The sequence below is a fragment of the Methylobacterium sp. Ger2507 genome (assembly GCF_055231875.1).
This window is the reverse complement of record NZ_JBUYVC010000001.1, coordinates 4,555,506-4,581,802: the sequence shown is the minus strand read 5'-3', so window position 1 is coordinate 4,581,802 and position 26,297 is coordinate 4,555,506. Positions and strand designations below refer to the sequence as shown.

25 protein-coding genes are annotated in these 26,297 nt (G+C 69.1%); 8 read left to right on the top strand and 17 right to left on the bottom strand.

What is annotated here, in order from left to right:
* Nucleotides 1-7: 7 nt before the first annotated feature.
* Nucleotides 8-397 carry a response regulator gene (locus ACV7NL_RS21240; RefSeq protein ID WP_056190273.1) on the bottom strand — a complete coding sequence of 130 codons (390 nt, stop codon included), beginning with the start codon at nt 395-397 and terminating at the stop codon, nt 8-10.
* A 349-nt stretch (nt 398-746) separates the two neighbouring features.
* Between ACV7NL_RS21240 and ACV7NL_RS21235 the strand changes: the two genes are divergently transcribed.
* The 3 genes from ACV7NL_RS21235 to ACV7NL_RS21225 are packed head-to-tail and all read left to right on the top strand — an operon-like array spanning nt 747 to nt 3,555.
* Nucleotides 747-1,640: a glycine betaine ABC transporter substrate-binding protein gene (locus ACV7NL_RS21235; RefSeq protein ID WP_463356797.1), complete on the top strand. Its 894-nt coding sequence runs from the start codon at nt 747-749 to the stop codon at nt 1,638-1,640.
* Complete coding sequence (locus ACV7NL_RS21230) at nt 1,640-2,824, top strand: ABC transporter permease subunit (protein ID WP_463356796.1); 1,185 nt, start codon at nt 1,640-1,642, stop codon at nt 2,822-2,824. Before ACV7NL_RS21235 ends, ACV7NL_RS21230 begins: the two co-directional genes overlap by 1 nt.
* Nucleotides 2,812-3,555 (top strand): ABC transporter permease subunit, encoded by a 744-nt coding sequence (locus tag ACV7NL_RS21225; protein ID WP_463356795.1) that lies wholly within the window; start codon nt 2,812-2,814, stop codon nt 3,553-3,555. Before ACV7NL_RS21230 ends, ACV7NL_RS21225 begins: the two co-directional genes overlap by 13 nt.
* Here the strand turns inward: ACV7NL_RS21225 and ACV7NL_RS21220 are convergent.
* Both ACV7NL_RS21220 and ACV7NL_RS21215 read right to left on the bottom strand, forming a co-directional pair.
* On the bottom strand, nt 3,542-4,888 hold the full coding sequence (locus ACV7NL_RS21220; protein ID WP_463356794.1) for a L,D-transpeptidase family protein: 1,347 nt from the start codon (nt 4,886-4,888) through the stop codon (nt 3,542-3,544). The two genes, ACV7NL_RS21225 and ACV7NL_RS21220, sit on opposite strands and share 14 nt — an antisense overlap.
* A gap of 69 nt (nt 4,889-4,957) precedes the next feature.
* Nucleotides 4,958-5,857, bottom strand: coding sequence for an extensin-like domain-containing protein (locus ACV7NL_RS21215; RefSeq protein ID WP_463357188.1), 900 nt, complete (start codon nt 5,855-5,857; stop codon nt 4,958-4,960).
* 310 nt (nt 5,858-6,167) lie between these two features.
* Here ACV7NL_RS21215 and ACV7NL_RS21210 point away from each other — a divergent pair, with 310 nt between their 5' ends.
* Both ACV7NL_RS21210 and ACV7NL_RS21205 read left to right on the top strand, forming a co-directional pair.
* Complete coding sequence (locus ACV7NL_RS21210; protein WP_463356793.1) at nt 6,168-8,258, top strand: M3 family metallopeptidase; 2,091 nt, start codon at nt 6,168-6,170, stop codon at nt 8,256-8,258.
* 70 nt (nt 8,259-8,328) lie between these two features.
* Nucleotides 8,329-9,153 carry a hypothetical protein gene (locus ACV7NL_RS21205; RefSeq protein WP_463356792.1) on the top strand — a complete coding sequence of 275 codons (825 nt, stop codon included), beginning with the start codon at nt 8,329-8,331 and terminating at the stop codon, nt 9,151-9,153.
* 46 nt (nt 9,154-9,199) lie between these two features.
* Here the strand turns inward: ACV7NL_RS21205 and ACV7NL_RS21200 are convergent, their stop codons facing one another.
* The 9 genes from ACV7NL_RS21200 to recQ form a co-directional block, all read right to left on the bottom strand.
* Nucleotides 9,200-9,415 carry a hypothetical protein gene (locus ACV7NL_RS21200; protein WP_056190259.1) on the bottom strand — a complete coding sequence of 72 codons (216 nt, stop codon included), beginning with the start codon at nt 9,413-9,415 and terminating at the stop codon, nt 9,200-9,202.
* A 180-nt stretch (nt 9,416-9,595) separates the two neighbouring features.
* Complete coding sequence (locus ACV7NL_RS21195; RefSeq protein WP_463356791.1) at nt 9,596-10,474, bottom strand: SMP-30/gluconolactonase/LRE family protein; 879 nt, start codon at nt 10,472-10,474, stop codon at nt 9,596-9,598.
* A gap of 75 nt (nt 10,475-10,549) precedes the next feature.
* Nucleotides 10,550-11,449 (bottom strand): NAD(P)/FAD-dependent oxidoreductase, encoded by a 900-nt coding sequence (locus tag ACV7NL_RS21190; RefSeq protein ID WP_463356790.1) that lies wholly within the window; start codon nt 11,447-11,449, stop codon nt 10,550-10,552.
* Nucleotides 11,450-11,618: 169 nt separating this feature from the next.
* Nucleotides 11,619-11,960 carry a Grx4 family monothiol glutaredoxin gene (grxD, locus tag ACV7NL_RS21185; protein ID WP_056190252.1) on the bottom strand — a complete coding sequence of 114 codons (342 nt, stop codon included), beginning with the start codon at nt 11,958-11,960 and terminating at the stop codon, nt 11,619-11,621.
* 43 nt (nt 11,961-12,003) lie between these two features.
* Nucleotides 12,004-12,513, bottom strand: a complete 510-nt coding sequence (locus tag ACV7NL_RS21180; RefSeq protein ID WP_463356789.1) for a DUF29 family protein — start codon at nt 12,511-12,513, stop codon at nt 12,004-12,006.
* Nucleotides 12,514-12,549: 36 nt separating this feature from the next.
* Nucleotides 12,550-12,786, bottom strand: coding sequence for a BolA family protein (locus ACV7NL_RS21175; protein WP_056095688.1), 237 nt, complete (start codon nt 12,784-12,786; stop codon nt 12,550-12,552).
* 33 nt (nt 12,787-12,819) lie between these two features.
* Nucleotides 12,820-15,045 carry a phosphoribosylformylglycinamidine synthase subunit PurL gene (purL, locus tag ACV7NL_RS21170; RefSeq protein ID WP_247634481.1) on the bottom strand — a complete coding sequence of 742 codons (2,226 nt, stop codon included), beginning with the start codon at nt 15,043-15,045 and terminating at the stop codon, nt 12,820-12,822.
* 109 nt (nt 15,046-15,154) lie between these two features.
* Nucleotides 15,155-16,318, bottom strand: coding sequence for a hydrolase (locus ACV7NL_RS21165; RefSeq protein ID WP_463357187.1), 1,164 nt, complete (start codon nt 16,316-16,318; stop codon nt 15,155-15,157).
* A gap of 208 nt (nt 16,319-16,526) precedes the next feature.
* Nucleotides 16,527-18,380, bottom strand: coding sequence for a DNA helicase RecQ (gene recQ / locus ACV7NL_RS21160; protein WP_463356788.1), 1,854 nt, complete (start codon nt 18,378-18,380; stop codon nt 16,527-16,529).
* 337 nt (nt 18,381-18,717) lie between these two features.
* Between recQ and ACV7NL_RS21155 the strand changes: the two genes are divergently transcribed.
* Nucleotides 18,718-18,873, top strand: a complete 156-nt coding sequence (locus ACV7NL_RS21155; protein WP_200941014.1) for a DUF5993 family protein — start codon at nt 18,718-18,720, stop codon at nt 18,871-18,873.
* A gap of 12 nt (nt 18,874-18,885) precedes the next feature.
* Nucleotides 18,886-19,467 carry a disulfide bond formation protein B gene (locus tag ACV7NL_RS21150; RefSeq protein ID WP_463356787.1) on the top strand — a complete coding sequence of 194 codons (582 nt, stop codon included), beginning with the start codon at nt 18,886-18,888 and terminating at the stop codon, nt 19,465-19,467.
* A 46-nt stretch (nt 19,468-19,513) separates the two neighbouring features.
* Here the strand turns inward: ACV7NL_RS21150 and ACV7NL_RS21145 are convergent, their stop codons facing one another.
* The 5 genes from ACV7NL_RS21145 to rpsT all read right to left on the bottom strand — a co-directional run bounded on the left by ACV7NL_RS21145 (nt 19,514) and on the right by rpsT (nt 25,022).
* Nucleotides 19,514-20,125 carry a LysE family translocator gene (locus ACV7NL_RS21145; RefSeq protein WP_463356786.1) on the bottom strand — a complete coding sequence of 204 codons (612 nt, stop codon included), beginning with the start codon at nt 20,123-20,125 and terminating at the stop codon, nt 19,514-19,516.
* A gap of 14 nt (nt 20,126-20,139) precedes the next feature.
* Nucleotides 20,140-21,282, bottom strand: coding sequence for a DNA replication/repair protein RecF (gene recF / locus ACV7NL_RS21140; RefSeq protein ID WP_463356785.1), 1,143 nt, complete (start codon nt 21,280-21,282; stop codon nt 20,140-20,142).
* 60 nt (nt 21,283-21,342) lie between these two features.
* Entirely contained in the window at nt 21,343-22,464 is a 1,122-nt protein-coding gene (gene dnaN / locus ACV7NL_RS21135) for a DNA polymerase III subunit beta (RefSeq protein ID WP_056190240.1), read from the bottom strand.
* 188 nt (nt 22,465-22,652) lie between these two features.
* Nucleotides 22,653-24,164 carry a chromosomal replication initiator protein DnaA gene (dnaA, locus tag ACV7NL_RS21130; protein WP_056481720.1) on the bottom strand — a complete coding sequence of 504 codons (1,512 nt, stop codon included), beginning with the start codon at nt 24,162-24,164 and terminating at the stop codon, nt 22,653-22,655.
* Nucleotides 24,165-24,755: 591 nt separating this feature from the next.
* A complete protein-coding gene (gene rpsT / locus ACV7NL_RS21125) occupies nt 24,756-25,022 on the bottom strand; it encodes a 30S ribosomal protein S20 (RefSeq protein WP_056190238.1) in 267 nt (88 codons plus the stop codon).
* 234 nt (nt 25,023-25,256) lie between these two features.
* Here rpsT and speB point away from each other — a divergent pair, with 234 nt between their 5' ends.
* Complete coding sequence (speB, locus tag ACV7NL_RS21120; protein ID WP_463356784.1) at nt 25,257-26,276, top strand: agmatinase; 1,020 nt, start codon at nt 25,257-25,259, stop codon at nt 26,274-26,276.
* The last annotated feature ends 21 nt before the right edge of the window (nt 26,277-26,297 follow it).

The following is a 26,297-nucleotide window of genomic DNA, read 5'->3' as shown; positions in this document are numbered from 1 at the left end:
CGTGAGGTCAGGCGCGGGCGGCGGCGACGGCGGCCATCAGCGTCCGCTTGAGATCGGCCTGGCTAAAGGGCTTCTGCACCACCGGACGATCCCGGAATGGTTCGCGGATGCCGGCCCCGCCATAGCCGGTGGAGAACACGATGGGGAGGTTGCGCCCCACGATCGCCTCGGCCACCGGATAGATCGGCTCACCCGCGACGTTGACGTCGAGAATGGCGACCTCGAAACTCTCGTTCTGCGCCATTTCCAGGGCTGTCGACAGGCGCGCGGCCGGTCCGACGACGGTGCAGCCGAAATCCAGCAGCATGTCTTCGAGAAGCATCGATATCGCCGCTTCGTCCTCGACGACAAGCACGCGAGCCCCGTTGAGAAGGTCTTCGTCCACTTGAGCACTCACGCCGGGGCTTCTTCCCTTCGATTCGTTCGAAATTCCAGAACACCTTCAGGAAGGATGTTCAGGTCCTCGCTCCCACCGTGTGCCATTGCCGCCGAGCATCCCGAAGGATGAACGAACCCGAGAGACTGCGAGGCGCATGTTACGCCCCGGCACAGAGCGAGCCGTCGCCCGTTCCGCGAAGCGTGTCAAGCGTCCCGGGACGGCCGGATGCCCTCAACACGGCAGCAATGTTACGCTGTGATACATTTCGGACTCGCGTCGAACGCTCCCTAGGCAGGACACCCGCTTGTACCAACAACATAAGTTAATTGGATCATCCTTCGTCCGGAAGCTGACGCGACGCACCGTCATGACCGGCCTCGCTGCCTCGGGCTTGCTGGCGAGCGACGCGGGCCTGGGTCTCACCCCCTTGGTGGTCGCTTCGAAAAGCGACACCGAAGGGGCTCTGACAGGCGCGATGATCGCGCTGGTGCTCGAACGGCTCGGGCTTCCGGTGCAGCGCAGGCTCGGCCTCGGACCGACCTTGATCGTCCGGGCGAGCCTGCTGGCGGGGGACATCACGATCTACCCCGAATATACCGGGAACGGCGCCTTCTTCACCGGGACGGAGAGCGATCCGGCATGGAAATCGGCTGAGAGCGCCTACGACACCATCCGCCGGAGCGATGCGGAGCGGGGATTGGTCTGGCTCACGCGCGCCCCGGCCAACAACACCTGGCTGATCGCGGTCAACGGCGCTCTTGCGCGGCGTGAGCGCCTCGCCACCATGGTGGATTTCGCGCGCGCCGTCCGGGGCGGTCTCATCCGCCTCGCAGCCTCCACCGAGTTCGTCGAGAGCCCCGCAGCCTTGCCGGCCTTCGAAGCGGCCTACGGCTTCTCCCTGCCGCTCGACCGCATCATCAGCCTGCCGGGCGGCGATACGTCGGTGACCGCCCGCGCCGCCGCGCAAGGCATCTCCGGCGTGAATGCCGGCATGGTCTATGGCACCGATGGCGCCCTCTCGGCCCTCGATCTGACCGTGATGAGCGATCCCCAGGGCGCCCAGATCGTCTACGAGGTGGCGCCGGTGATCCGGCAGGCCGACCTGGCGCGCCATCCCGGGATCACACCCGCCCTCGCGCGGGTCTTTCAAAGCCTCGACGCCGCCACGCTGCGGCGCCTCAACGCCCGTATCACGGTCGACGGGGAGGTCGCCGAGGCCGTGGCGGCCCGCTACCTGTCCGAGACCGGATTGCTGCCGTGATGCCGGCCCGCTCGGCGACACCCCCCAACATCGGTTTCCGCTGGCTGCTGCCGATCCTCGCGACCGCCTTGGGTTTCGGCGCCCTCGTCCTGGCACTGACGGAGATGCCCCTCCTGAATCTCGCCGGGAATCGCTTGGCGCAGGGTCGGCCGCTCTTCGCCGGTCTCGTTCTCGGAGGGCTGCTTCCCGTGATCCTGGCCCTGAGCGGCCTCGCCCTCGGGCTCCTGATGGGGTCGAGGCGACGCGCTTCGGCCGGAGCCGCGATCGTGCTTCTCGCTGGCGCCGTCTTGGCCCTGGCCTACGGGCTCGGCGACGGCGCCGCCCGGAGCCTCGGGGGCCTCCCCCCGGCAGCGCGCGCCAGCCTCGGCCCGGGAAGTTGGTTCGCCGCCGCGCTGCTGATGACGGGCGTTGGCCTCGCGGTTCGGCGCGCCGACCGTCCGGGTCTCGGCTGGCTGATCACCCTCGGGGGCATCCTCGGCTTCGGTCTGCTGGCGAACAGCGGCGCCGTCGACGCCCTGTCGCTCGCCGTCGAGTATGCGGCCCGTCGGGAGGCGGTGAATGCGGCGATCGGCGAACACCTCATCCTGTCCGGCGCAGCGCTCGGCCTCGCTGGAATCGGGGCCGTCCTGCTCTCGTTGCCGCGCCGGGGGCAGGGCGTCGTCGCGATGGCGCTCACCGGCGTGCAGGTGATACCCGCCGTCGCCCTGCTGGGCGCCCTGGTGGCGGTGACGGCCGGACTCCTGCGCGCGCTTCCGGTCCTGCGCGATCTCGGCCTCTCGGCGCTCGGGCCGGCGCCGGCGATCGTCGCCATCGCGGCCTACCTGGCCCTGCCGCTCTGGCGCGGCCTCGCCCTGGCGCTGCGCTCCCCCGACCACGCGAGCCTGGAGGCCGCCGAGGCCATGGGACTCAGCCCCGGGCAGATCCTGATCCGCCTGCGCCTTCAACTCGGCGCGCCGATCCTGGTGGGCGCCCTGCGGGTCGCCGCCGTGCAGAGCCTCGGCCTCGCCACCCTCGGCGCATTGGTGGGAGCCGGCGGCCTCGGACGGATCGTCTTCGACGGGATGGCCCAGTTCGCGCCCGACCTGATCCTTCTCGGCGCCATTCCGGTGGTGGCCCTCTCGCTCGGGACCGAGCGCGGCCTCAGCGCCGTCGAAGCGGCAGCGCGCCGGCGGTGGCACGCGTGAGGATCAGCCTGCATCCCGCCCTCGGATTCGGCCTTTCCGGCCTCATCCTGGCTATCGCCAGCCACCCGGCCGTGGCGAGCCGCATCGCCGACGCGCTCGGCGAGCCCGCCCGTCGGCCGCTGGAGACCGTGCGCCTCTTCGATCTGGCGGGTCGGCACCTCATCCTCGCCGGAACCGGTCTGGCGCTGGTGGCGCTCCTCGGCATCGGCCTCGGCCTCCTGGTCACCCGCCGCTTCGCAGCGCCATGGCGTCCGGCCGTCGATGGCCTCGCCGCGGCGGCCCAGGCCGTGCCGCCGGTCGTGGTGGTGGCTCTCGCCCTGCCAATCCTCGGCTTCGGCGGGCCGCCGACGCTGCTGGCCCTCGTGGCCTACGGCATCATGCCGGTGCTGCGCGGCACGGTGGGTGCCATCGAGGGCGTGGCCCCGGAGGTTCGCGAAGCCGGCCGGGCGATCGGCCTGAACCGGTGGCAGGTCCTGCTGCGCATCGAACTGCCCCTGGCCGCGCCCGACCTCGTCGAGACCCTGCGCACCGCACTGGTGCTTGCCATCGCCACGGCCGCGGTCGGTGCCCTCGCGGGTGCCGCGACCCTCGGCACGCCCATCGTGGCCGGCCTTCAGAACCAGAACACCGTGGCGATGCTTCAGGGCACCGCCGCGACGGCAGCCCTGGCCTTCCTGGCGGATGCCGCGCTCCTGACGGCGGTCGCCCTGTGGCGCGCTACTCGTCCTTGAAGACCACTTCGGCGCCGCGCGTGACCCGGGTAGCGAGATCGCGGGCGTCCCAGTTGGTCAGGCGAATACAGCCGTGCGATTCGGTCTTTCCGACCTTCTCGGGCTCCGGCGTGCCGTGGATGCCGTAGGACGGGATCGACAGGTCGATCCAGACCACGCCGACAGGGTTGTTGGGGCCGGGCGGAATCGTGAACTTGGTCTTCGCCTTCACGCCGGCGAATTGGTATTTCGGGTCGTAGGTGTAGGTCGGCGCGTAGGCGACGCCCTCGACCTTGGCCGTGCCCGATGGCGCGGGCTTCTCCTCGCTGCCGATCGAGGCTGGATAGAACGCCACGAGCTTCCCCTCTTTGTCGAAGGCCCGCACGGATCGGCTTTCCTTGTCCACCTCGATGCGCGTCACGTCCTTGGGATCGCGCGCCTTCGGGTCGTCCGGGTTCGACGGATCGGTTTTGCTCTGGTCGGACTTGGTTTGCCGGGCCTTTGTCTCGTCGGACTTGGTCACGTCGGACTTAATCACGTCGGACTTGGTCACGTCGGACTTGGCCTGGTCGACCTTGTCTTGCCCGGCCTTGGCCTCCTTGCCCTTGCTCCCGGAATCCTTCGCGTCGTCCTCCTTGGCCGGGCGCTTCGATCCTATCTCCTCGCGTTTCCGCTTCTCTTCGGGCTTCGGCTTGCCGGTCTCCAGCGCGGGCACCGCCGCCACCACGATGACGGTCCCGGCCTTGTCGAAGGCGGCGTCGGGATTGAGGGCGGCGAGCAGGTCGGGCGACATGTGGAAGCGCTCGGCCAGCATCTCGCGCGGGCTGGTGTAGCCGAGCGCATCGAGATCGGCCTGGGCCTCCATCTTCGGCGGAATGGACTCGACATAGGGACCGGCCGCGTCGGCGTCGCTGATGGTGTATTCGGTCAGCACCGGATCGGGGCTGGTCGCCTGCAGCTTCTCGGCAAGCTCGGGCTTCACCCCGTTGCCGGGCTTCGACTCCTTGGCAGCCTCGAGGCCGTTGGCACTGGCGAAGGCGGCGAGCGCACCGCGCAGGTTGTCGCCATCGCGGCCGTCGATCGCTCCGGGCGAGAAATGCGCCCGGTCCAGCAGAATCTGAGCCTTGATCAGGGCCGGCTCCGGCCGCTTCGTTCCGCTCCGCTTCGCATTGTCGGTCTCGGCGGACCCATCGCCCCGGACCAGGGTCGCGGATTCCACCGCCTCGCGCGTCAGGCTGGGCGCTTCGCCCGTCTTCCTGTCGTCATCCTTCGGCGCGGCCGAAGCCGTGCTTCCCAGCAGAAGCAGAGTGAGAACGGCGAAGCCGCCACCGATCGATCGTCCGCCCTGAATCACCCGAAACTCCTGCACCGTCTTATGATTTGCGCAGGAGTAAGAGCGCTCGCCCCTTCGGCGTTCCGTCCGTCACTGACAGAGCCGATGGCCGGCGTTGCGCTGGCGCTCGTCGAGGTGGAGATGGTTGGCATGGGCCGCGTCCGAGCCGGGGCCGAGTACGGTGCGGAAGAAGTCGCAGGCGCGCCCACGCACCGCGGTCAGGAAGGTCGCCTCCGGCGTTCCCTCCGTCGCCGGCATCACCGAGATCGTGGCACGCCCGGCGAACCCGAATGCCATCACGTCGACGCCGTTGGCGAAGCTGTGCTCGCTCAGCTTGGCATCGGGATCGTGGTTCTGGCCCCGGCACTCGTAGGAGGTGCCGATCGACAGGCTTCTGAGGGGCTGGCCGAGGTCGCGCGTGGCGGCGACCTGAGCCTCCGTCGTCCAGCGAGCAAGAGCTTCGGCCGTCTCGCAGACCAGCGTCGCCGGGGGTGTCAGGGCGATCTCGTCGGCCAGGGCCGTCAGCTTCAGGGGCCGCGCCGCGCCGCATTGGCCGTTGGAGATGGCCGGCAACGCCTCGAAACGAGCTCCGAGGCGCTCCAGTCGGGCCCGGCAGGCGCTGTCTTCGAGGGGCGCCACCGTGACGGCGAGCGGCGACCCTGAAAGGTCGGCCGGACGCGGCGGCGGTACCGGGATCTCGCCGCTCTCCGTCGGCTTCACGGTCTCACCGGCTTTGGCGGCTTCGTCGGATGGACCGGCCTTGCCATCCTCCTTGACCGTTTGGGCCGGTCGGGCCGCGTCCGGTCCCGCCGGAGCGCTGCGCGAGAGTTCGGCCGGACGCTCGGGCGGACGCGGCGTCTCGCCCGTCGAAGCCGCAGGAGCCACGCCCGGAAGATCGACGGGCCGCGGAGGCGGGGCCGGCGGCGGCATCGGAATCGCGGTGGCGTCCGAGGGCACGCCCTTCTCGAGTGCCAGCGAAGGATGGAGCATCAGGATGAGGAGGACCGGGCTGACCCGGACGCCCGTCCAGAAGGCCGCCCTCGGGGAGCCGGTTCGGCAGCGCAGGCGCATCGCGTTTCCATCCTGGTCCGGCCGCTCCTTGATCGGAACGATCCATCGTACCGGCACGATCGTGGGCTTCTGGCCCTTCGACAAGCGCACAAAACCCACGCTTCGTCGCAAACGTCACCGAGCGGCGCCTTTGCGCCCGGCGCCCGCGTGCTTACCTTGAGTCGCGCGGCGCGACGCACTCCAGGCGACGCACCGTGCGCAACGCCGCGCGACGCACGAAGGAACGCGAATGACCTCTGGCACGCCCGACGCCACCCTCGACACCGCCGGCACCCCGGCGTCGATCGGGCCCTTCGCGGATCGGACCTGGGCCACGCCCCACGGCCTTCCGCCCTTCGAGCACATCGAGCCCGCCCATTACCTGCCGGCCTTCGAAACGGCCCTCGCCAGCCACGCGGCCGAGATCGTGGCGATCGCGGGCGAGACCGGCCCGGCCACCTTCGACAACACCGTCGGCGCCCTGGAGCGGGCCGGGCACGACCTCGACCGCGTCGCTTCGGTGTTCTTCAATCTCAGCGGCAGCCACACCAACCCGGACCTTCAGGCCGTCGAGCGCGCCATCACCCCGCGCCTGGCCCGCCACGGCAGTGCGATCTACCTCAACGCCGCCCTGTGGGCCCGCATCTCGGCGGTGGATGCCGAGGCCGAGCAGCTCGGTCCCGAGGAACGCCGCGTGCTCGATCGCTACCGGACCCGGTTCCGGCGCTCGGGCGCGGATCTCGCCCCCGACGCCAAGACCCGCATGGCCGAGATCGCCGGGCGCATGGCGGAACTCGGCACCACCTTCAGCCAGAACCTTCTCGCCGACGAGAGCGCCTTCGCGCTGCCGCTCGAGACCGAAGACGACCTGGCCGGACTTCCCCCCTTCCTGCGCTCGGCCGCCGCGTCCGCCGCGCGTGAGCGCAACAGCCCGCACGAGCATGTCATCACCTTATCGCGGTCGCTGATCGAGCCGTTCCTGGTGTTCTCGACCCGGCGCGACCTGCGCGAGAAGGCCTACGAGGCTTGGACCCGGCGCGGCGAGAACGGCGGGGCCACCGACAACCGCAGCCTCATCGCCGAGATCGTGGCCCTGCGGGCCGAGCGGGCCCGCCTCCTCGGCCACGACAGCTTCGCCCATTTCAAGCTCGCGGACACGATGGCGGGCTCGCCGGACCGCGCCATGGACCTCCTGCGCAACGTCTGGACGCCGGCCCACCATCGCGCGGCCGCCGAGCGCAACCGACTCCAGGCCCTGGTCCAGGCCGAGGGCCACAACTTCAACCTCGCCAAGCACGATTGGCGTCACTACGCCGAGAAGCTGCGGCAGGCCGAGCACGACCTCGATGAAAGCGAGATCAAGGCCTACCTGCCCCTCGACGGGGTGATCGCGGCGTCCTTCGATACGGCCGAGCGGCTGTTCGGCCTGCGCTTCGAGGAACTGCCGGACGTGCCGCGCTATCACCCGGACGTGCGGGCCTGGGCCGTGCGCAATGCGGACGGCTCGGAAGTGGGCCTGTTCCTGGGCGATTATTTCGCCCGCGCCACGAAGCGCAGCGGCGCCTGGATGAGCGCCTTCCGCTCGCAGGAGCGATTCAACGGCGACATCAAGCCGATCATCGTCAATGTGATGAACTTCGCCAAGGCGCCGGAAGGCGAGGCGACGCTGCTGTCCTTCGACGATGCCCGCACGCTGTTCCACGAATTCGGCCACGCCCTGCACGGCCTCCTGTCCGACGTGACCTATCCGCTGTTGTCCGGCACCGCGGTGGCGGGCGATTTCGTCGAGCTGCCGTCCCAACTCTACGAACATTGGCTGGAGCAGCCGGAGGTCCTGCGCCGGCACGCCCGCCACCACCGCACCGGTGAGCCGATGCCCGAGGACCTGCTGAAGCGCCTGCTCGCCGCCCGCACCTTCAACCAGGGCTTTGCCACCGTCGAGTACACCGCGTCGGCCATCGTGGACATGACCCTGCACCTGTCGAGCGCCGGCGAGGACGGCCTCGACGTGGCGGCGTTCGAGGCCGATGCCCTCAAGCGCATCGCCATGCCGGCCGAGATCGCGATGCGGCACCGGACACCGCATTTCGCGCATATCTTTTCGGGCGACGGCTACGCGGCCGGCTATTACAGCTACATCTGGTCGGAGGTGCTCGACGCCGACGCCTTCGATGCCTTCCGCGAAGCCGGGGACATCTTCCATCCGGAGACGGCGGCGCGCCTGCGCAAGTATGTCTACGGCGCGGGCAACCTGCGCGATCCGGGGGAGGCCTACACCGCCTTCCGGGGGCGGTTGCCGAGCATCGAACCGCTGCTGCGCCAGCGTGGCTTGGCCGCCTGAAAACAAGGTAACGGTTTCGTAAAGAAACAGCCTTAACCAATGCTTCCTGCCCCATCAGGAAGCTTTGGTCATGACGGATAAGGACCTCGCGGCGTCGGCGGAACCCTCGCCCGACACCCTCCTCAAGCAGGCGATCCTGGGCGCCCGCGCCACGGCCGAGCGCGCCGCCCGGCCCGTGGACACGGCGCCCGCGGTCGCGGCCCGTCCGGCCTTCCGGTTCGAACCGCGCCTCGCCGTCCTGGCCGCCGTCGCCCTCGGTGCCGGGTCTCTCCTGGGCGCCGGTGCGATGAGCCTGACCGCCCCGCGCGGCAGCGATGGCGCCGAGGTCCTGGTCCAGATCCGCCATCAGATCGACGCCGCTCGGACCGAATCGGACCGGCAGATCGAACGGCTGTCGAAAAGCCTCGCTCAGCTTCAGGAGGGCGCCGAGGCGGCGCGCTCGGAGGCGAAGACCCGGCACGCCAACCTCGCGGAGCGCCTCGGCCGCGCCGAGCAGAACATCACCGGGAAACTCGCCGCCACCGGCGATCGTCTGGAGCAGGCCGAGAAGGATCAGAGCGCCCGCCTCGCCGCCCTGACGACCCAGATCGAGAAACGCGCGGCGATGCCGATTCCGGGTCCGGCTCCCGCACCCCAGGCCGCCAAGGCCGCCGCAGCGGAGCCCACCGAGACCGGCACGATTCCGGACAGGCCGAAGCCGTCACCGACCGAGAACTGGGCCGTACGCGAAGTCTATGACGGGGTGGCCGTGCTGGAAGACCGTAAGCGCCGTCTCGTCGAGGTCGGACCGGGCGATACCGTACCGGGCGTCGGCCGGATCGACGCCATCGAACGGCGCGGCAAGACCTGGGTGGTGGTGACGAAGCAAGGCACCATCACGCCTCAGACGTGGTGAGGCCCGATCGGCATCCTGTCCGTCGGCACCAATGACGGACCCGCGCTCAGGACGCGTGGGTCTCGATCTCGGCTTCGGCGCTGCGCACCGGGAATCGCGGCTCGATGGTGAGCGGATCGGCGATCATCGAACCGCGCGCGGCGCGATTGCGGCCATGCGTCAGGGCTCGGGTCTGGGCCTCGGCGGAGGGATGCAGAATGGCCGAGAGGAAGGCGAAGCCTTCGAAATCGGAGTCGAGATTCTTGGCTTCGAACACTGGCATGGCGGTCACCGGACCTAAGGCCCTGCATGGCTCCCGAAAGGAAGCTGCAGACCCCGTCATTGGCAGATAATGGGGACATCGGCAATAAGTTCCGAAACCCATCCATTATTTACCGTTAATTCACCTCTGCACCTTGCCGAAGATGAAGGCGGTGCGGCAGCGCACCCATTACAGTGTTCGCTAGTTTTCGAAGATTTCGCCCGGACGACCGGCCACGTCGGTTTCGACGGCGAAGAGATGCCCCGCCATCGGGTCGATCGTGGCGTCGCGCCCACGCAAAGCGGTGGTGATGAACAGCGTCGTCAGGTCGGACCCGCCGAACGCGCATTTGGTCACGAGGGCGGTGGGAACCGGCAGGACGCGCTCGATGCGGCCATCGGGATCGTACCGGGTGATGCGCGATCCGCCGTAGTGGCAGACCCAGAGATGGCCGGATGCGTCCACGGTCAATCCGTCAGGCTTGCCCCATCCCGATTCGAACGCCGCGAACGGGCGGGGCGGGCCGATCCGGCCCTCGTCCCAGGTGTGGACACGGATCAGCCCTCCCGCGGTATCGGCCGTGTAGATGCGCGCGCCGTCCGGCGTCACCACCGGCCCGTTCGACACCGTCACGGCTCCCCCGAAGGCTTCGAGCCGGCCCGCATGCCATCGGTGAAACGTGCCGGTCGGCTTCTCCTCCGCTTCGTCCATGGTGCTGAAGTAGAGGGCACCGTCGGGACCGACATGGCCGCTGTTGAGGCGATTGCCCGCGTGATGGTCATCGGGGCGCACCAGCACCTCACGCCGGCCGCTTTCCAGGTGAAGCCGCGCCACACCGGACTTGAAGCCCGCGAGCAACGTATCGGGATCCGCCGTGAGCAGGGCGAAACCGAGTTTCTCCGGCTGCGGATGATGGTGCGTCGCGCCGGTCTCGGGATGGTGGCGCCAGATCGCGGGGTCCTCGACATCGACCCAGATCAGCATGCCGGACCGGGCATCCCAGGTCGCTTCCTCGCCGAGCTCGCAGCGGCAGGCGACCGCCACACGGGGGGTGTGCGGGTGGACGCGGGGTGTCGTCATCGTGTCGGGCTCCAGGCAGCGCGGGCGGGGTGTCGGGCGGTATGAGGCGGTGACGGGATCATCGCCGGAAGACGGTCAGGCCGTATCCTCCCGCAGCAGCTCCGTATTGACCGCGAAGGCCGCCATGGCACCCTCGGCGGCGGCGACCACGGCAAACTGCACCCGCCGCGAGGCATCGCCGGCCACGAACAGGCCGGGCACGTTGGTGGTCTCGTACTCGCCCGTGGGAACGACGCCCTTATGCGTCAGGTCGCACCCGAGCTGCGTGATCAGGTCGGAGGGTTCGCACGGCATCGGCATCAGGAAAACCGCGTGGCAGGGCAGGGTCGCACCGTCCGCGAAGACGAGGCGTTGCGGCTGCCGGCCGTCCCCCTCCAGGCGCCGGATCGCAGTCTCGACGATGCGGATATGATGCTGCTCCAGGCGCTCACGGTCCGGGTCCGAGAGAGGCGTCGCGTGGGCATCGGTGCAGAGGGTCACGTCCCGGCTCCACGCGGTGAGTTCCAGCGCCATGCCCCTGGCGGCCTCACCGTGGGCGTAGGCCACGAGGGGGTGATCGCGGTTCTCATATCCGTCGCAATAGGGGCAGGAATGGACGCCGTGACCCCAATAGGTGTCGAAGCCCTCGACGGAGGGCAGGGCCTGGTGCAGGCCCGTGGCGAGGATCAGCTTGCGCGTCGTCTCCCGGCGTCCGTCGGCGAGTTCGACGGAAAAGCCCTCGTCCCCGCGGCGTGCCCCGGTGACGGCGACCGCACGGTGCTCGACATTCGGATACCGGGCGAGGTCTTCCCGTGCCTGCGTCCGCAGATCCAGGGGCGGCGTCCCGTCCCGGGTGAACACGCCCCAGGTGCGGGGCGAGACCGCGTTGCGGGGCTCACCGGCGTCGCAGAGCAGCACATCGCGGCGGCAGCGGCCGAGGATGAGGGCTGCATTCAGCCCGGCAGGGCCGCCGCCGACGATGATGACGTCGTGCATGTGGTGTCGCTCCCCGATGTGAACTCACATCCGGTCAACGATCCGTGCTGCATCCCTGTTCGTTCGGCGGCCGCAAGTGCCGGGAAACCGTTCCACACCACCGACGCCGGATATGAAAAAGGGCGCTCGCGCGCCCTCGTTCCGGTCAGTCAGCCGAGAGGGGTCCGCCTCAGGCGGCCGTCGGGGCCTTCACGGGAATGCCCTTCTCGGCCAGGAACTGCTGCAGCTCGCCCGACTGGAACATTTCGCGGGTGATATCGCAGCCGCCGACGAACTCGCCCTTCACGTAGATCTGCGGAATGGTGGGCCAGTTCGAGAAGGCCTTGATGCCATCGCGGACCGCCATGTCGTCGAGGACGTTCACGCCCTTGAACGGCACTTCCAGGTAATTGAGGATCTGCACGACCTGGCCGGAGAAGCCGCACATCGGAAACTGGGGGGTGCCCTTCATGAACACGACCACGTCCTGGGACTTGATCTCGTTCTCGATCGTGGTGTTCGCGTCGCTCATGGGAAACCTCGTTGTCTGGGATTACGTGTCGTACCGGCTGAGTTCAGGATTTTGAGGCGGATTTCAAGATCGTCGACTCCGCGATTGTGCGCAAAGCGGCATCCACATCGAACGGCGTGACGAGGAGTTCGTCCGGCCCCAGCGGATATCGGGGCGGCAGATGGGGGAGAAGACTGTCGCCGTAGGTCGTCAGTCCGAGTCTCGCCTGCGCCTGAGCCAGGGTCCAGATCTTGCCCCGGTCCAGGCGCTGGCGCATCGACCGCTCGTAGCGGGTGGTCGCGGCGATCTGGAACGTCCCAGCCTCGTTGCGCCAATGCTCGACCACGAGGGTATCGGGGGCGGACAGGCGCTTGCGAAGTTGCCCGAGTGTCTGGGCAAGCAGGCTTTCCACGGCCTGGATCTGAGACCGCCCCACGCTCTCGATCTCCTCGGCGACGTTCTCCCAATCCAGGATGTTCGACAGGTCCGGCCGGCGCGCGAGTTCACGCAGGGTCGAGGCCTGCTGCTCGGCCCAGGTCACGATGTCGTCGTCGTAGAGGCTCGGCTGGTCCATTCGGCTGGTCCATGCGGTCCGCCGCCGGCGGCGACCTCAATCCTGCGGGACGCCGGTGGTCAGCGCAAGGGCGTGAAGCACGCCGCCCATGCGCCCCTGGAGGGCGCCGTAGACCATCTGGTGCTGGGCGACGCGGGTCTTGCCCTTGAAGGCCGCGGACAGGACCGTGGCGGCATAGTGGTCGCCGTCACCGGCCAGATCCTTGATCTCGATCCGGGCGTCGGGCAGCGCCTCGCGGATCATCGCCTCGATCTCGCGCGCATCCATCGGCATCGGGTTGGCTCCTGACGATCGGAATAAGGGGCTTCAGGCGGGAACGCCGGCCGGCTGGCTCGCCATATAGGCCGGCAGCCAGCCCTCGTGGGTTTCCCGAAGGTCGGCCACCGATATGGTCTCGCCGTGCGGCAGGGTCAAATGGTCGGTCCCGGTGACGCCGACGACGACGGCGGGAACGCCCTGCGCCGAGGCGCTGTAGAGAAGGTCCGGGGCGGTCTCGGGATCGACTGCCAGGAGATATCGGGCCTGATCCTCGCCGAAGAGGTAGGCGTGGGCCGGCATGCCCGGCGGGACCTGGGGCAAAGCGGCGCCGATGCCGCCGGCCATCGCCATCTCGGCCAGCGCCACGGCGAGGCCGCCATCGGAGAGATCGTGGACGGTGTCGACCAGACCTGCGGTGATCAGTCCGCGCACGAAGTCGCCATTGCGGCGCTCGACCGCGAGATCGACGGGCGGCGGAGCCCCTTCCTCGCGGCCGGCGATGACCGAGAGATAGACCGACTGGCCGAGCCAGCCGGCGGTCTCGCCGATCAGCACCAGGACGTCGCCGGCGCGCTTGAGGTCGATCGTGGCGTGGCGGGTCACGTCGTCCAGCACACCGACGCCGCCGATGGTGGGGGTGGGCAGGATGCCGACGCCGTTGGTCTCGTTATAGAGCGAGACGTTGCCCGAGACGACGGGGAAGTCGAGCGCCTTGCAGGCCTCGCCGATGCCCTTGAGGCAACCGACGAGCTGGCCCATCACCTCCGGCTTCTCCGGGTTGCCGAAGTTCAGGTTGTCGGTGATGGCGAGCGGGCGTCCGCCGACCGCCGTGATATTGCGCCACGCTTCCGCCACGGCCTGCTTGCCGCCCTCGACCGGATCGGCCTCGCAATAGCGCGGGGTCACGTCGGCGGTCATGGCGAGCCCGCGCGGGCCGTCCTCGACCCGCACGATGGCGGCATCGCCGCCCGGCTTCTGCACCGTGTTGCCGCCGATGAAATGGTCGTACTGCTCGTAGACCCAGCGCTTCGAGGACAAGTCGGGCGAGCCGACGAGGCGCTTCAGGGCCTCGGCGCTGCCCACCGTCTCGGGCACGTCGGCGGCGGCGATCACCGGCTGGTGCGTGTTGGCGATGTGCGGCCGGTCGTAGAGCGGCGCCTCGTCGCCGAGTTCCTTGATCGGCAGGTCGGCCATCACGACGCCGTCATGCTTGACGACGAAGCGGAGCGTATCGGTGGTGTGGCCGATGATCGCGAAATCGAGGCCCCACTTCACGAAGATCGCTTCGGCCTCCGCTTCCATGCCGGGCTTCAGAACCATGAGCATGCGCTCCTGGCTCTCGGACAGCATCATCTCGTAGGCGCTCATTCCGGTCTCGCGAGCCGGCACCTTCTCGATGTGGAGTTCGACGCCGAGATCGCCCTTGGCGCCCATCTCGACGGCCGAGCAGGTCAGGCCGGCCGCGCCCATGTCCTGGATCGCGATGACGGCGCCCGAGGCCATCAGCTCGAGGCAGGCTTCCAGCAGCAGCTTCTCGGCGAAGGGGTCGCCGACCTGCACGGTCGGGCGCTTCGACTCGGAGGCGTCGTCGAATTCGGCGGACGCCATGGTGGCGCCGTGGATGCCGTCGCGACCGGTCTTCGAGCCGAGATAGACGATCGGATTCCCGACGCCGGTGGCGGCCGCGTAGAAGATCGCATCGGTGCGGGCGAGGCCCACCGCCATGGCGTTGACGAGGATGTTGCCGTCGTAGCGCGGATGGAAGCCCATGGCGCCGCCGACCGTGGGCACGCCGAAGGAATTGCCGTAGCCGCCGATGCCCGCGACCACCCCTGAGACGAGGTGGCGGGTGCGCGGATGGTCGGGCGAGCCGAAGCGCAGGGCGTTGAGGGCCGCGATCGGGCGCGCGCCCATGGTGAACACGTCACGAAGAATGCCGCCGACGCCGGTCGTCGCGCCCTGGTAGGGCTCGATGAAGCTCGGGTGGTTGTGGCTCTCCATCTTGAAGACGCAGGCGAGGCCGTCGCCGATATCGATGACGCCGGCATTCTCACCGGGCCCCTGGATCACCCAGGGGGCCGAAGTCGGCAGGCCGCGCAGATGCTTGCGGGAGGATTTGTAGGAGCAGTGCTCGTTCCACATGGCCGAGACGATGCCGAGCTCGGTCAGGGTCGGGTCGCGCCCGATCAGGCCGCGGAAACGCGCGTACTCGTCCGGCGTCAGGCCGTGCTGGCGGACCAGTTCGGGGGTGATCGGAACATCGTTGCGGAACATGCGACCCTCTCGGCACGGCCCCCGTCCGGGTCCGGCCGTGCGTCACGGCTCTAAAGCGGAACGCCGCGCCCTGGCAACATGTGATCGCGGATCGAGCCGGTCCGAACCCCTAATCGGGGTCGGTTTCAGGGACCGCGCACCCCTTGGGTTGCTCCGTCACGTTGCGCCAGCGCCGGATCAGGCCGTGGACCGGCTCTGGCCCGGCCACGAAGACGATGTAGTCGAACGCCTCCGGGTCGCGGCTCGACATCAGCAGCTGGAAGTGCATGCGGAACAGGTTCCACTTGCGCCGCGCGATGATGCGCGGCTCGATCAGGTCCTCGATGCGGACATGGATCTCGACCGGGCGATGGGCACGGGGCGCCGGCAGCTTCGAGGCGCTGAGGGGATTGCGCTTGTGCACCGAGAGCCAGTCCCACTTCGCCCGCACGTCGAGCCAAACGATGGCATCCGAAGCCGCCACACGGGCGAGGGCGGCACGGGTCTCGATGGCGCGCGGATCGAGGGTGATCCACGGGATGACGCTGCCGATGCTCACGAACGACACCGGTGTCCCGCGCCGGCCGAACTCCGGATCCCGGGTCAGGACCCGGTCCAGGGCCTCGAGACCGAGGAAGCTGGAGGAGGAATGGCCGATCACCACGATCTCGGAGGCGCGGCCCTCGGCCCCCCGGATGATGTCGGCGAAGGCGTCCAGGCGGTCTCGCATCCGGGTGTCGGCGCCGCTGGCATGGTCATGCGTGAAGGCGGTGTCGTCGACGAGATGGGCCACGTAGAACGGCTTGCCGCGCGTCACCCGCATCAGCACGGCCAGAATGCCGTAGGCCAGGGGGGGCACGGCCAGGAGGACCCAGGGCCGGGCATCGACCGGTGCCAGCGCCGCCAGTCCGGCCGCCACCGCGAGGCTGAGGACGACGAGGAAGAGATAGATGAAGTGGACGCCGATGATCACGCGGGCGAAGCGCCGGGCTTCGCGCCGGAACGGCCGCAGGTAGCCGACCCGCAGCAGGCGGAGCCACAGCGCCGGGACCTCCCAGAGCCGCCGCCCGTTCGACCGGGGAAAGCGGGCGCGCACGATGTCGTCCCAGCGCAGCAGGGTGTATTGGGTCGGTGCGCCGTCGAGGGTCACGGTCCAGTCCAGGGCGAGGCCGTCCGACGTGCGCTCGGGGTCGCTCACCGTGATCGCCATGCTGCGGCGGACGGCGGCCAGCCGACTTTCCCGCCGGAACAGACCCCAATAGGTCTCGGGCTCACGCGGGTCGAAGCCCGGCATGTAGAAGACCTGACGGGGTTGCGTCGCGGTCGGCTCGGGCGGCTGGACGATGAGAGATCCCTCTGTCGGTTGATCCGGACGCATCAGGCCGTCGCACCCGGCATGTCGCCGCGGCTGGCTCCGGGATCGGTGCGATTCGCCGATTTCGGCCTCGGACCACCCCAGTCCCTACACGAGTCGCGACGAAACCAACGAGTCCGAAAGCGCATCAGGCGCCCGTTGCCGTTGCGTGCGCGAGGAATTCCGCGATGGCACCGACGAAGCGCTCGCCATAAGCCTCGCGCTTGCGCTCGCCGACGCCGTGGACGGTGCGCAGCGCGTAGAGATCGACGGGCTTGGTGCGCGCCATCTCGATCAGCGTCCGGTCCGGGAAGACCATGAAGGCGGCGATGCCCTCGGCCCGGGCGATGGTGGCGCGCAGGCCGCGCAGGTGCTGGAACAGGGCCTCGGTGGCCGGATCGAGATCCAGGCTCGCATCGTCGCGGGTCGCCCCGCGCTTGCGGTCGCGCGGTTCGGCCACCTTCGGCTCGGGATCGGGGCGCATCTGGATCGGTTCTCGGCCGAACAGGATCGCCTCGCCCTTGTCGGTGAGGGAGAGCCCGCCGAAACCGTCGCCGTTCTCGGTCACGGCGCCGGCCGCGAAGAGCTGGCGCAGCATCGCGCGCCAGGCGGCGATGGGCTTGTCGGCGCCGACCCCGAAGGTCTTGAGCGCCACGTGGCCGTTGCGCCGGATCGTGTCGGATTCCTTGCCATGGACCACGTCGCAGACATAGGCGGCGCCGAAGCGCTGGCCGGTGCGCACGATGGCCGAGAGCAGCTTCTGAGCCGGCACCGTGGCGTCGATGAGTGAAACGCCGCTGCGGCACAGGTCGCAGCGGCCGCAGGGCTCGCTCGCCTCGCCGAAATAGCCGAGGAGCGACTGGCGCCGGCAGGTGGCGCCCTCGCATAGCGCGATCATTGCCTCGAGCTTGCGCCGCTCGACCCGGCGGCGCTCGTCCGGCACCTCCTTCTCGTCGATCTGGCGCCGGCGCAGGGCCATGTCGTCGAGGCCGTAGATGGTCAGGGTGTCGGCCGGCAGACCATCGCGGCCGGCGCGACCGATCTCCTGGTAATAGCCCTCGACGTTGGAGGGCATGTCAGCATGGCAGACGAAGCGCACGTCGGGCTTGTTGATGCCCATGCCGAAGGCGACGGTGGCGGTCATCACGACGCCGTCCTCTTGCAGGAAGGTGTCCTGGTTCTTCATGCGCGTGCCCTGGTCAAGGCCGGCATGGTAGGGCAGGGCGTTGAAGCCGTCCTTGGCCAGGGTCTCGGCCAGCTGCTCGGTACGCTTGCGCGACGAGCAGTAGATGATCCCGCTCTCGGCGCGCCGGTGGCGCAGGAAGCGCTCGATCTGCCGGGTCGGATTGTCCTTCGGCGCGAAGGTCAGGCGGATGTTCGGCCGGTCGAAGGAGTGGACGAAGGCCTTCAGCTCGCGCCCGGCAGGGAACAGCCGCTCGGTGATGTCGGCCCGCGTCGCCTTGTCGGCGGTGGCGGTGAGCGCCACGGTCTGGACGTTGCCGAGGGCTTCGCGCGCCCGGGCGAGGTCCCGGTACTCGGGCCGGAAATCGTGGCCCCATTGCGAGACACAGTGGGCCTCGTCGACGGCGAGCCGCCGCACGCCGGCGCCCTTCAGGGCGTCCATCAGCCCTTCCATCATCAGCCGCTCGGGCGAGACGAAGAGCAGGCGCAGGTCGCCACTGCGGATCTTGCGCCAGGTCTCGCGCGACGTCGCCTCGGCGACCGAGGAGTTCAGGGTCGCGGCCGCAACGCCGAATCCCAGCATCTGCTGCACCTGATCGTGCATCAGGGCGATCAGCGGCGAGACCACGACGGTCAGGGACGATTCGACCAGGGCCGGCAGCTGGTAGGTCATCGACTTGCCGGAGCCCGTGGGCATCACGGCGAACACGTCGGTCCCGTCGAGGACGGCTCCGATCACCTCGTCCTGGCCGGGCCGGAAATCATCGTAGCCGAAGGTGGTCTTCAACGCGGCGCGAGCCTCGTCGAGGCGACTAGTCATCGGAATCCTGATCGTCTGTCGGAGTGAGACACGGCGGAGGCGGCCGCCGAAACGGCAAGGGCGGCAATCGCGGCGATCGCGCCGACAGGAGCCTTCCATGCCTCTGAACCATCCGGAGCGCCGAGGTCAATCACCGCGCGGGGGACTGGTCCGCGCAGGGCTCCGGGTCCGGATTTTCGCCGGGCCGGGTGGGGCATGCATGGCCCACCCCGCACCGGGCGGCACGGCGCGACCCGGGGCCTTTAAGCGGACGGAAAGATCCCTCCTCGATCCTGGCGGATGCGTTCGCCACCGGCGCGCGCATGTCCGGCATCCCCGTCGCGAGCCTCATCGAGCCATGATGGTCATCCCGTTTCTCGGCGTGTCGGGCGCTCTCGCGGCCGCCCTGGTGGGTCGGCGCTCCCTCGCGCTCGGCCTCTGGGGCGTCTCGCTCATCGCGCTCCTCCTGCTGTTTCGCCAACACGCCTCCGACGCGCTGAACCTAACCTTCTGAAAGCCGGATCCCGTGACAGACGCCCTTCTCACGCCGGTCGGGGCACGCGCCCTGAACGCCCTTGGGCTTGCCGGTTGCAGCGCCATTCTCCTTGTCGCCTTCGGCTATCAGGTGGTCGACGGCGAGTTGCCCTGTCCGCTCTGCATCCTCCAGCGCGCCGCCTTCGCGGCCGCCGGAATGGGCTTTGCCCTGAACGTCTGCCTCGGCGCACGCCCCGGGCACTACGCGATCGTCGTCCTGGGCTCCGTCGCCGGCTTCGGCATCGCCGCCCGGCAGACCCTGCTGCACATCGTGCCCGGCACGGGGGTCTACGGTTCGGCCCTGTTCGGGCTGCACTTCTACGTCTGGTCACTGATCGCCTTCGCGGGCCTGATCGTGGCCGCCGCGATCCTGTGCCTCTTCGAAGGTCAGTTCGCAGCGCGCGATCGACCGTCGAGCCGAGCCCGGATCGGGGGCTTCGGCCTCGCCAGCGTGCTCCTGTTCCTCGCGATCACCCTGGCCAATGCGGGCTCGACCCTGGCGGAATGCGGCGGTGGCCTCTGCCCCGACAATCCCACCCGCTATGAGTTCTGGGATTCGCTGCTCGGCCGCTAGGGAGACGTCGGGGCTGCCCGAACCCGCTGGCGGTGCGAACCGGCCCTCAGCGCAGGGCGATGGCGGCCGCGGCCCCCGCCATGACGATCGCCGAGCCCTGGTTGATCCGGCGGCGGGCGCGGCGGGCGGTGAAGATGCGCCGCGCCCGCACCGCCGCGAGGACGTAGAGGCCGAGCACGGTGCTCAGCACCATCACCAGGGTCACCGCCATCATCAGCAGGCCGCGCGCCGACAGATGGGACAGATCGACGACGCTCGGGAGCAGGGCCAGGAAGAACAGGATCACCTTCGGGTTGCCGAGGGTCATGGCGAGGCCGCCCAGGAACGCCCGGATGGTGTCCTGGCGCGAAGTCGTGGCGATCGCGGGGGCATCCACCGGGGCGGTCCAGGTCTTCCAGGCGAGATAAACGAGATAGAGGATGCCGCCGACCTTCAGGGCCAGGAAGATCGGGGCCGCGGCCTGCGCCAGGAGGGCGAAGCCGCCGGCCGCGATGGCGAACCAAGTCAGATCCCCCAGGATCATGCCGAAGACGAAGCCGGCGATGCCGCGGGACCCGCTGGTGATGACCCGCGCCACCAGGGCGGCGATGCCCGGGCCGAGGGAGGCTACGACCCCGGCATAGATCATCGCGAATAGGGCAAGGCTGGACAACGGCATGGTCGCACCGCGCGTCAGTCGCGGGCGATTCGCCCGTCCAGCACCCTTACCATGTCGGCCCGCCCTTCAAGCTCCCCGAACAGCGCCGGGTCGGCCCCCGTCATCCAGACCTGGCCGTGCAGGGCCTCCAGCGCATCGAACAGGCCGGCCCGCCGGCGGGGATCGAGATGCGCCGCGACCTCGTCGAGGAGGATCACCGGCGCGAGCCCGCTCATCGCCTGAACGAGCCGGGCATGAGCCAGCACGAGCCCGATCAGCAGCGCCTTCTGCTCGCCGGTCGAGGCGGTGGCGGCCGGTACGTCCTTCGGGCCATGGCGCACCACGAGGTCGCTGGTCTGCGGCCCGCTCAGCGTCCGGCCCGCCGCCCGATCGCGGGCGCGGCCCTGGCGCAGGGCCGAGCGGAAGCGGTCCTCGGCCTCGATCGCCGGCCACACCGCCACGAGGTCGTCGAGATCGCCCTCCAGGCGCAGGCCGGCCCAGGGGAAGGGCTGGGCGTCGTCACGGCTCTCGGCGATGAGCCGGTCGAGGCGCTCGGCGGTCTCGCGCCGGGCCAGCGCGACCGCGACGCCGAGTTCCGCGACCTCGCGCTCGACCGCATCGAGCCATTGGCCATCCGTCGGTCGCTCATCCAGCAGGCGGTTGCGCGAGCGCAGCGCCCGTTCGAGCGCGTTGACGCGGGCGCCGTGAGTGGCGTCGACCGCCAGCACCAGCCGGTCGAGGAAGCGGCGGCGATCGCCCGCCGGCCCCCGGAACAGGCCGTCGAGGTCGGGTGTCAGCCAGACCACCCGGAGAAATTCAGAGAAGGCGACCGGGGAGGGCGCGGTGGCCCCGTCGATCCGGCACAGGCGCGCGGCCCGGCCGTCGAAGCCGGGCGGTTCGTAGCCGGTCCCGATCCGGTGTTCGGTCTCGTCGCCCGACTGTGTCGCCCCAGCCAGCGATATGGACACGGCGAACCCGCCCGGCCCGCCGGTCCGCGGCATCGCCGACAGGTCGGCGCGGCGCAGGCCGCGTCCCGGCGAGAACAGCGAAATCGCTTCGAGGAGGTTGGTCTTGCCGGCACCGTTCTCGCCCACCAGGGCGACGAAGCGACGGTCGACCGCAAGGTCGAGGTCGGCGTGGTTCCGGAAGTCGCGGCAGATCAGACGGGTGAGACGCACCCGCCAGCCCTTAGCCGATCACCCGCATCCTGTCTCGCGCCGCGACGCAGGACGCGCCGATCACACCCGCATCGGCATCAGGACGTAGAGGGCGGCCGCGCCCTCGCGATCCTGGATCAGGGTCGGGGAACCCGGATCGGCCAGCTTGAACAGGGCGGTGTCACCCTCGAGCTGGCTCGTGATGTCGAGGAGGTAGCGGGCGTTGAAGCCGATATCGAGGGCGGGGGCGTCGTAGTCGACGTCGAGTTCCTCGGTGGCGCTGCCGGAATCCGGGTTGTTCACCGAGAGGGCCAGGCGGCCCTCTTGAACGGCCAGCTTCACTGCGCGGCCGCGCTCGGACGAAATCGTCGAGACACGGTCGACGGCCTTGGCGAAGACGTCGCGCTCGACCGTCAGGAACTTGTCGTTGCCCGAGGGAATCACGCGCTGGTAGTCCGGGAAGGTGCCGTCGATCAGCTTCGAGATCAGAACCACGCCGCTGGCGAACTTGAAGCGGATCTTGGCCGGCGACAGGTCGATCTCGACGCTTTCGCCGCCATCCTCCACGAGCTTGATGATCTCCGCCACCGCCTTGCGGGGCACGATGATGCCCGGCATGTCGCGGCTGCCCTCGGGCGCCTCGATCTCCACGCGGGCGAGGCGGTGCCCGTCGGTGGCGACGCCGCGCATGCGCAGGGTCCCGTCGACCTCGATGGTGTGGAGATAGATGCCGTTGAGGTAGTAGCGCGTCTCCTCGGTGGAGATCGCGAACTGCGTCTTCTCGATCAGGCGCTTCAGGTCGGACGCCGCGATCACGAAGCGGGTCGGCAGCTCACCGGCCGCCAGATCGGGAAAATCCCCCTCCGGGAGGGCGCCGAGCGAGAAGCGCGAGCGTCCCGACCGGATGGTCATCTGGCCGGTCTCGCCGCTGGTCTCGAGGGAGACCTGGGCGCCGTCCGGCAGCTTGCGAACGATGTCGTAGATGACGTGGGCGGGCACCGTGGTGGCACCGGCATCGACCACGTCGGCCGGAATGGTTTCCGTCACCTCGATGTCGAGGTCGGTCGCCCGCAGCTCCAGGCCGCCGGCGTCGCAGCGGAGCAGGACGTTGGACAGGATCGGAATGGTATTCCGGCGCTCCACCACGCGGTGCACGTGGCCGAGCGACCGAAGGAGGGCCGCACGCTCGACAGTGACTCTCATGGTCTGAACTCGTGGTCTCTCGTCGGACGTCGCCAGAACGGGCGCGATCGACGCGCTCCGGTTCCACGTGCGTCCTGGCACCGTGGCCGCTGAACTTGGCGAAGCCTCCCGGCGAACGCAAGTGCGAGAGGCCGGCTATCCCGCGGCGGATTCGGGGCGTCGCATAACGGCGCGACACCCCGGCACGCTCAATCCTGCAGCATGCGCTTCAGGAGCTCGACCTCGTCGTTCAGGACGTTGTCCTCGCCGATCAGCTTGTCGATCTTGCGCACGGCGTGCAGCACGGTGGTGTGATCGCGACCGCCGAAGCGGCGGCCGATCTCCGGCAGCGAGCGCAGGGTGAGCACCTTCGACAGGTACATCGCGATCTGGCGCGGCTTGACCACGGCGGCGGTGCGCCGTTCGGACAGGATGTCGGAGCGCGAGACGTTGTAGCGCGAGGCCACCAGCTTCTGGATGTCCTCGATCTTGATACGCTTGGGCTCGCGGTTCTTCACGAGGTCGCGAATCGCCGCCTCGGCGGTCTCCATCGTCACGGCCGCGCCGGTCAGGGTGGCGTGCGCCAGCAGCCGGTTCACGGCGCCCTCGAGGTCCCGGCCATTGGCGGTGATCGCCCGGGCGACGTAGGTCGCCACGGTGGGCGAGACTTCGAAGCTCGGATGCGAGACCTGCACGGCGGCGAGTCGCGCCGAAAGGATCGAGGTGCGCAGCTGCTCGTCGAGGGTGCCGATCTCGACCACGAGGCCGCCGGCGAGGCGCGAGCGGACCCGCTCCTCCAGGGCCTCCAACTCGGTCGGTGGACGATCGGAGGCCACCACGACCTGGCGCCCGGCATCGATCAGCGCGTTGATGGTGTGACCGAACTCCGCCTGGATCGACTTGCCCTGGATGAACTGGACGTCGTCGAGGATGAGGAGGTCGATGGCCCGCAGACGCTCCTTGAAGGCCAGGGCATTCTGGGTCTTCAGGGCGTTGACGAAGCCGTACATGAAGCGGTCGGCGGTGAGATAGATCACCCGGCGGCCGGATTCGCGGGCGGCATGGCCGATACCGTGCAGCAGGTGGGTTTTGCCCAGGCCGACACCGGCATGGAAGTAGAGCGGGTTGTAGAGCGCCCCCTGTCCGTCGTGCCGGGCGACGCGCTCGGCGGCGGCGTGCGCCAGGGCGTTCGAGCGGCCGACGACGAAGCTCGCGAAGGTCAACCGGTTGTCGAGGGGAGCGCCGTTGAGATCGCCGCCCGCGTCGCCGCGGGGCGCCGGATGGGTTTCACTGTCGGAGCCGACGCTCGATTCGCCGTGCGACGGCATCGTGTTGCCGGCGGCTTGCAGGCGGGCCAGCGGGCTCGCGGCGCTGCTGGTCTTCGGCGTGCTGGTGGCGGGACGCACGGCGGCGGAGGGGCCGCGCACCGACACGTCCAGGCGCGAGACCGATTCGACTTCGCTGCGGAAGGTGTTCAGCACCCGGTCGAGATAATGGGATTCGATCCAGCTCTTGAGGAATCGCGTCGGGACCGTGAGCCGGGCCGTGCCGTCGACGACCTCCACGAGTTCGAGCCGGGCGAACCAGCTGGCGAAGACATCTTCGCCGAGTTCGGCCCGCAGGCGCCGCTTCACCCGAGCCCAGGCGGCCACCGTATCGGGTCCGCTCACGCCGCTCATGCCCATCTCGGCATTGCCGGATACGCTACCGTCGACATGCATCATCGCTCTCCTCGTGCCGAGGACGGAGGGCCGCCACCGGTACGTACGCACACTTGACTGAAGTCGCGTCCCGCGAGGCATTCGCGAGACCCAGATCGCCACCCAAGAGTCAATCGACTCCGGGAGGCCTTTTGTCGATGAAGCAAGCCTATCAACAATAAGCTACGGTTCTCCTAACAGCGGGACTAACGGGGATAGCAAAAATTGCGGCAATTCCGACGCGGGTTACGTCCCCTGAGTCCAGTCGCGAATCCCACCTTGTGGATGATTCGATCTCGACTCGATGGTGCTGAGAATTTGTTGGTTCATCATGACACATCGTTAAGCTACACTCGCGGGACAGGCGTCGCAACAGAACAGATTCAAATGAGGGTTAACGCCTTCTTTCAGAAATTGTCCTGATTCGGGAGTCGCCGGCCGAGCATTCGTGACGAATTCCAACCAAGCGCCGCCGATGCGCGCAGCAGTGAAGCGCGACTGCTGCCAAGAGGCTCCGATCAACGCCGAACGCGCTTCCGGTTGACCGACGCCGAAAACGAAAAAAGCCCGGCATCGCTGCCGGGCTTTTTCAGTCGCGTCTGGAAGAAAGGTTTAGGCGGCGAGCGCCTTCACCCGCGCGGCGAGGCGCGAGACCTTCCGAGAGGCGTTGTTCTTGTGCACGATGCCGTGCTGAGCGGCCCGCATGATCTCGGGCTCGGCGGCGCGGAGGGCGGTCAGCGCATTCGACTGATCACCGGTGGCGATGGCCTCCTCGACCTTGCGGACGAAGGTGCGCATGCGGCTGCGACGCGAGCGGTTGACCGCGGTGCGCTTCGCAATCTTGCGGGTCATTTTCTTGGCCGACACGGTGTTGGCCATGGGGCATCCTCGTCACGTTTGAGGCGATCGCGACGAGCCCTCGGGCTGTGATGTCGGTGGATCGCGTGCAGGTTGTTCGGGCAATGGCGAAGCCGACGATCGCGGTAAGCGCGCCCGTCGGCGATGTGGGCTCTATAGACACGCGTTGCCGATCCGTCAACGGAACGTCATCGTGGCGTCGTCAGGCTTCCGGCCACCGAGGCCTGCCGAACCTGTCAAACAGCGGGGCGACGGATGGCGAACGAGGCGGACCAGGCAAGGATCGACCAGTATCGGCCGCTCTCGGGCATGGAGACGCCGCGCTTTGTCGGGCTCGCCAGCTTCATGCGACTCCCGATTCTCGCCCCGGCCGAGGCTCCGGGCCGAATCGATATCGGTCTCGTCGGCATTCCGTTCGACGGCGCCACCACCAACCGGCCGGGCGCACGCCTGGGTCCGCGCGGCGTGCGCGAAGCCTCCACCGGCACCCGCGCCCGCAATGCCGCCACGGGCATCGCGCCCTACGACCTCGCGGCCTGCGCCGATCTCGGCGACGTGCCCATCAATCCCATCGACGTCGGCGCGACCGCGCGCGCCATCGAGGCGTTCTACCGGCCTCTGGCGGAAGCCGGCATCGTGCCGCTCTCGGTCGGCGGCGACCACTTCGTCACCTACCCGGTGCTGCGCGCGCTCGGTCGCTCCCGCCCGGTCGGGCTCATCCACATCGATGCCCACAGCGATACCGACGACGCACAATATGACGGAACCCGCCTGACGCACGGCACGCCGTTCCGCCGCGCCATCGAGGACGGCGTCCTCGACCCGAGACGGATGGTGCAGATCGGGCTGCGCGGCAGCATCGATTCGGCGGACGAGCTCGACTGGGCCCGGGACCAGGGCGTCCGCATCGTACCCATGGAAGCGGTGATCGCCCGCGGGCTGCCGGAGGTGCTGGCGGAGGCTCGCAGCGTCGTCGGGACGGCGCCGGCCTATCTGAGCTTCGACATCGACGCCCTCGACCCCGCCTATGCGCCCGGTACCGGCACGCCGGAGATGGGAGGCTTCACCGCCCGGGAAGCCCTGCAGATCGTGCGGGCTCTGCGCGGGCTCGATCTCATCGGCGCCGACGTGGTCGAGGTCGCGCCACCTCTCGACCCGTCGGGGATAACGGCGCTGGCCGGAGCGACCCTCACCTTCGAGATCCTGTGCCTCCTGGCCGAGGCCATCGATGCACGCAGGACAAGAATGTTGCCGGCTGACACACGCCTGTCATGAGGCGACGCGATCACCCCACGG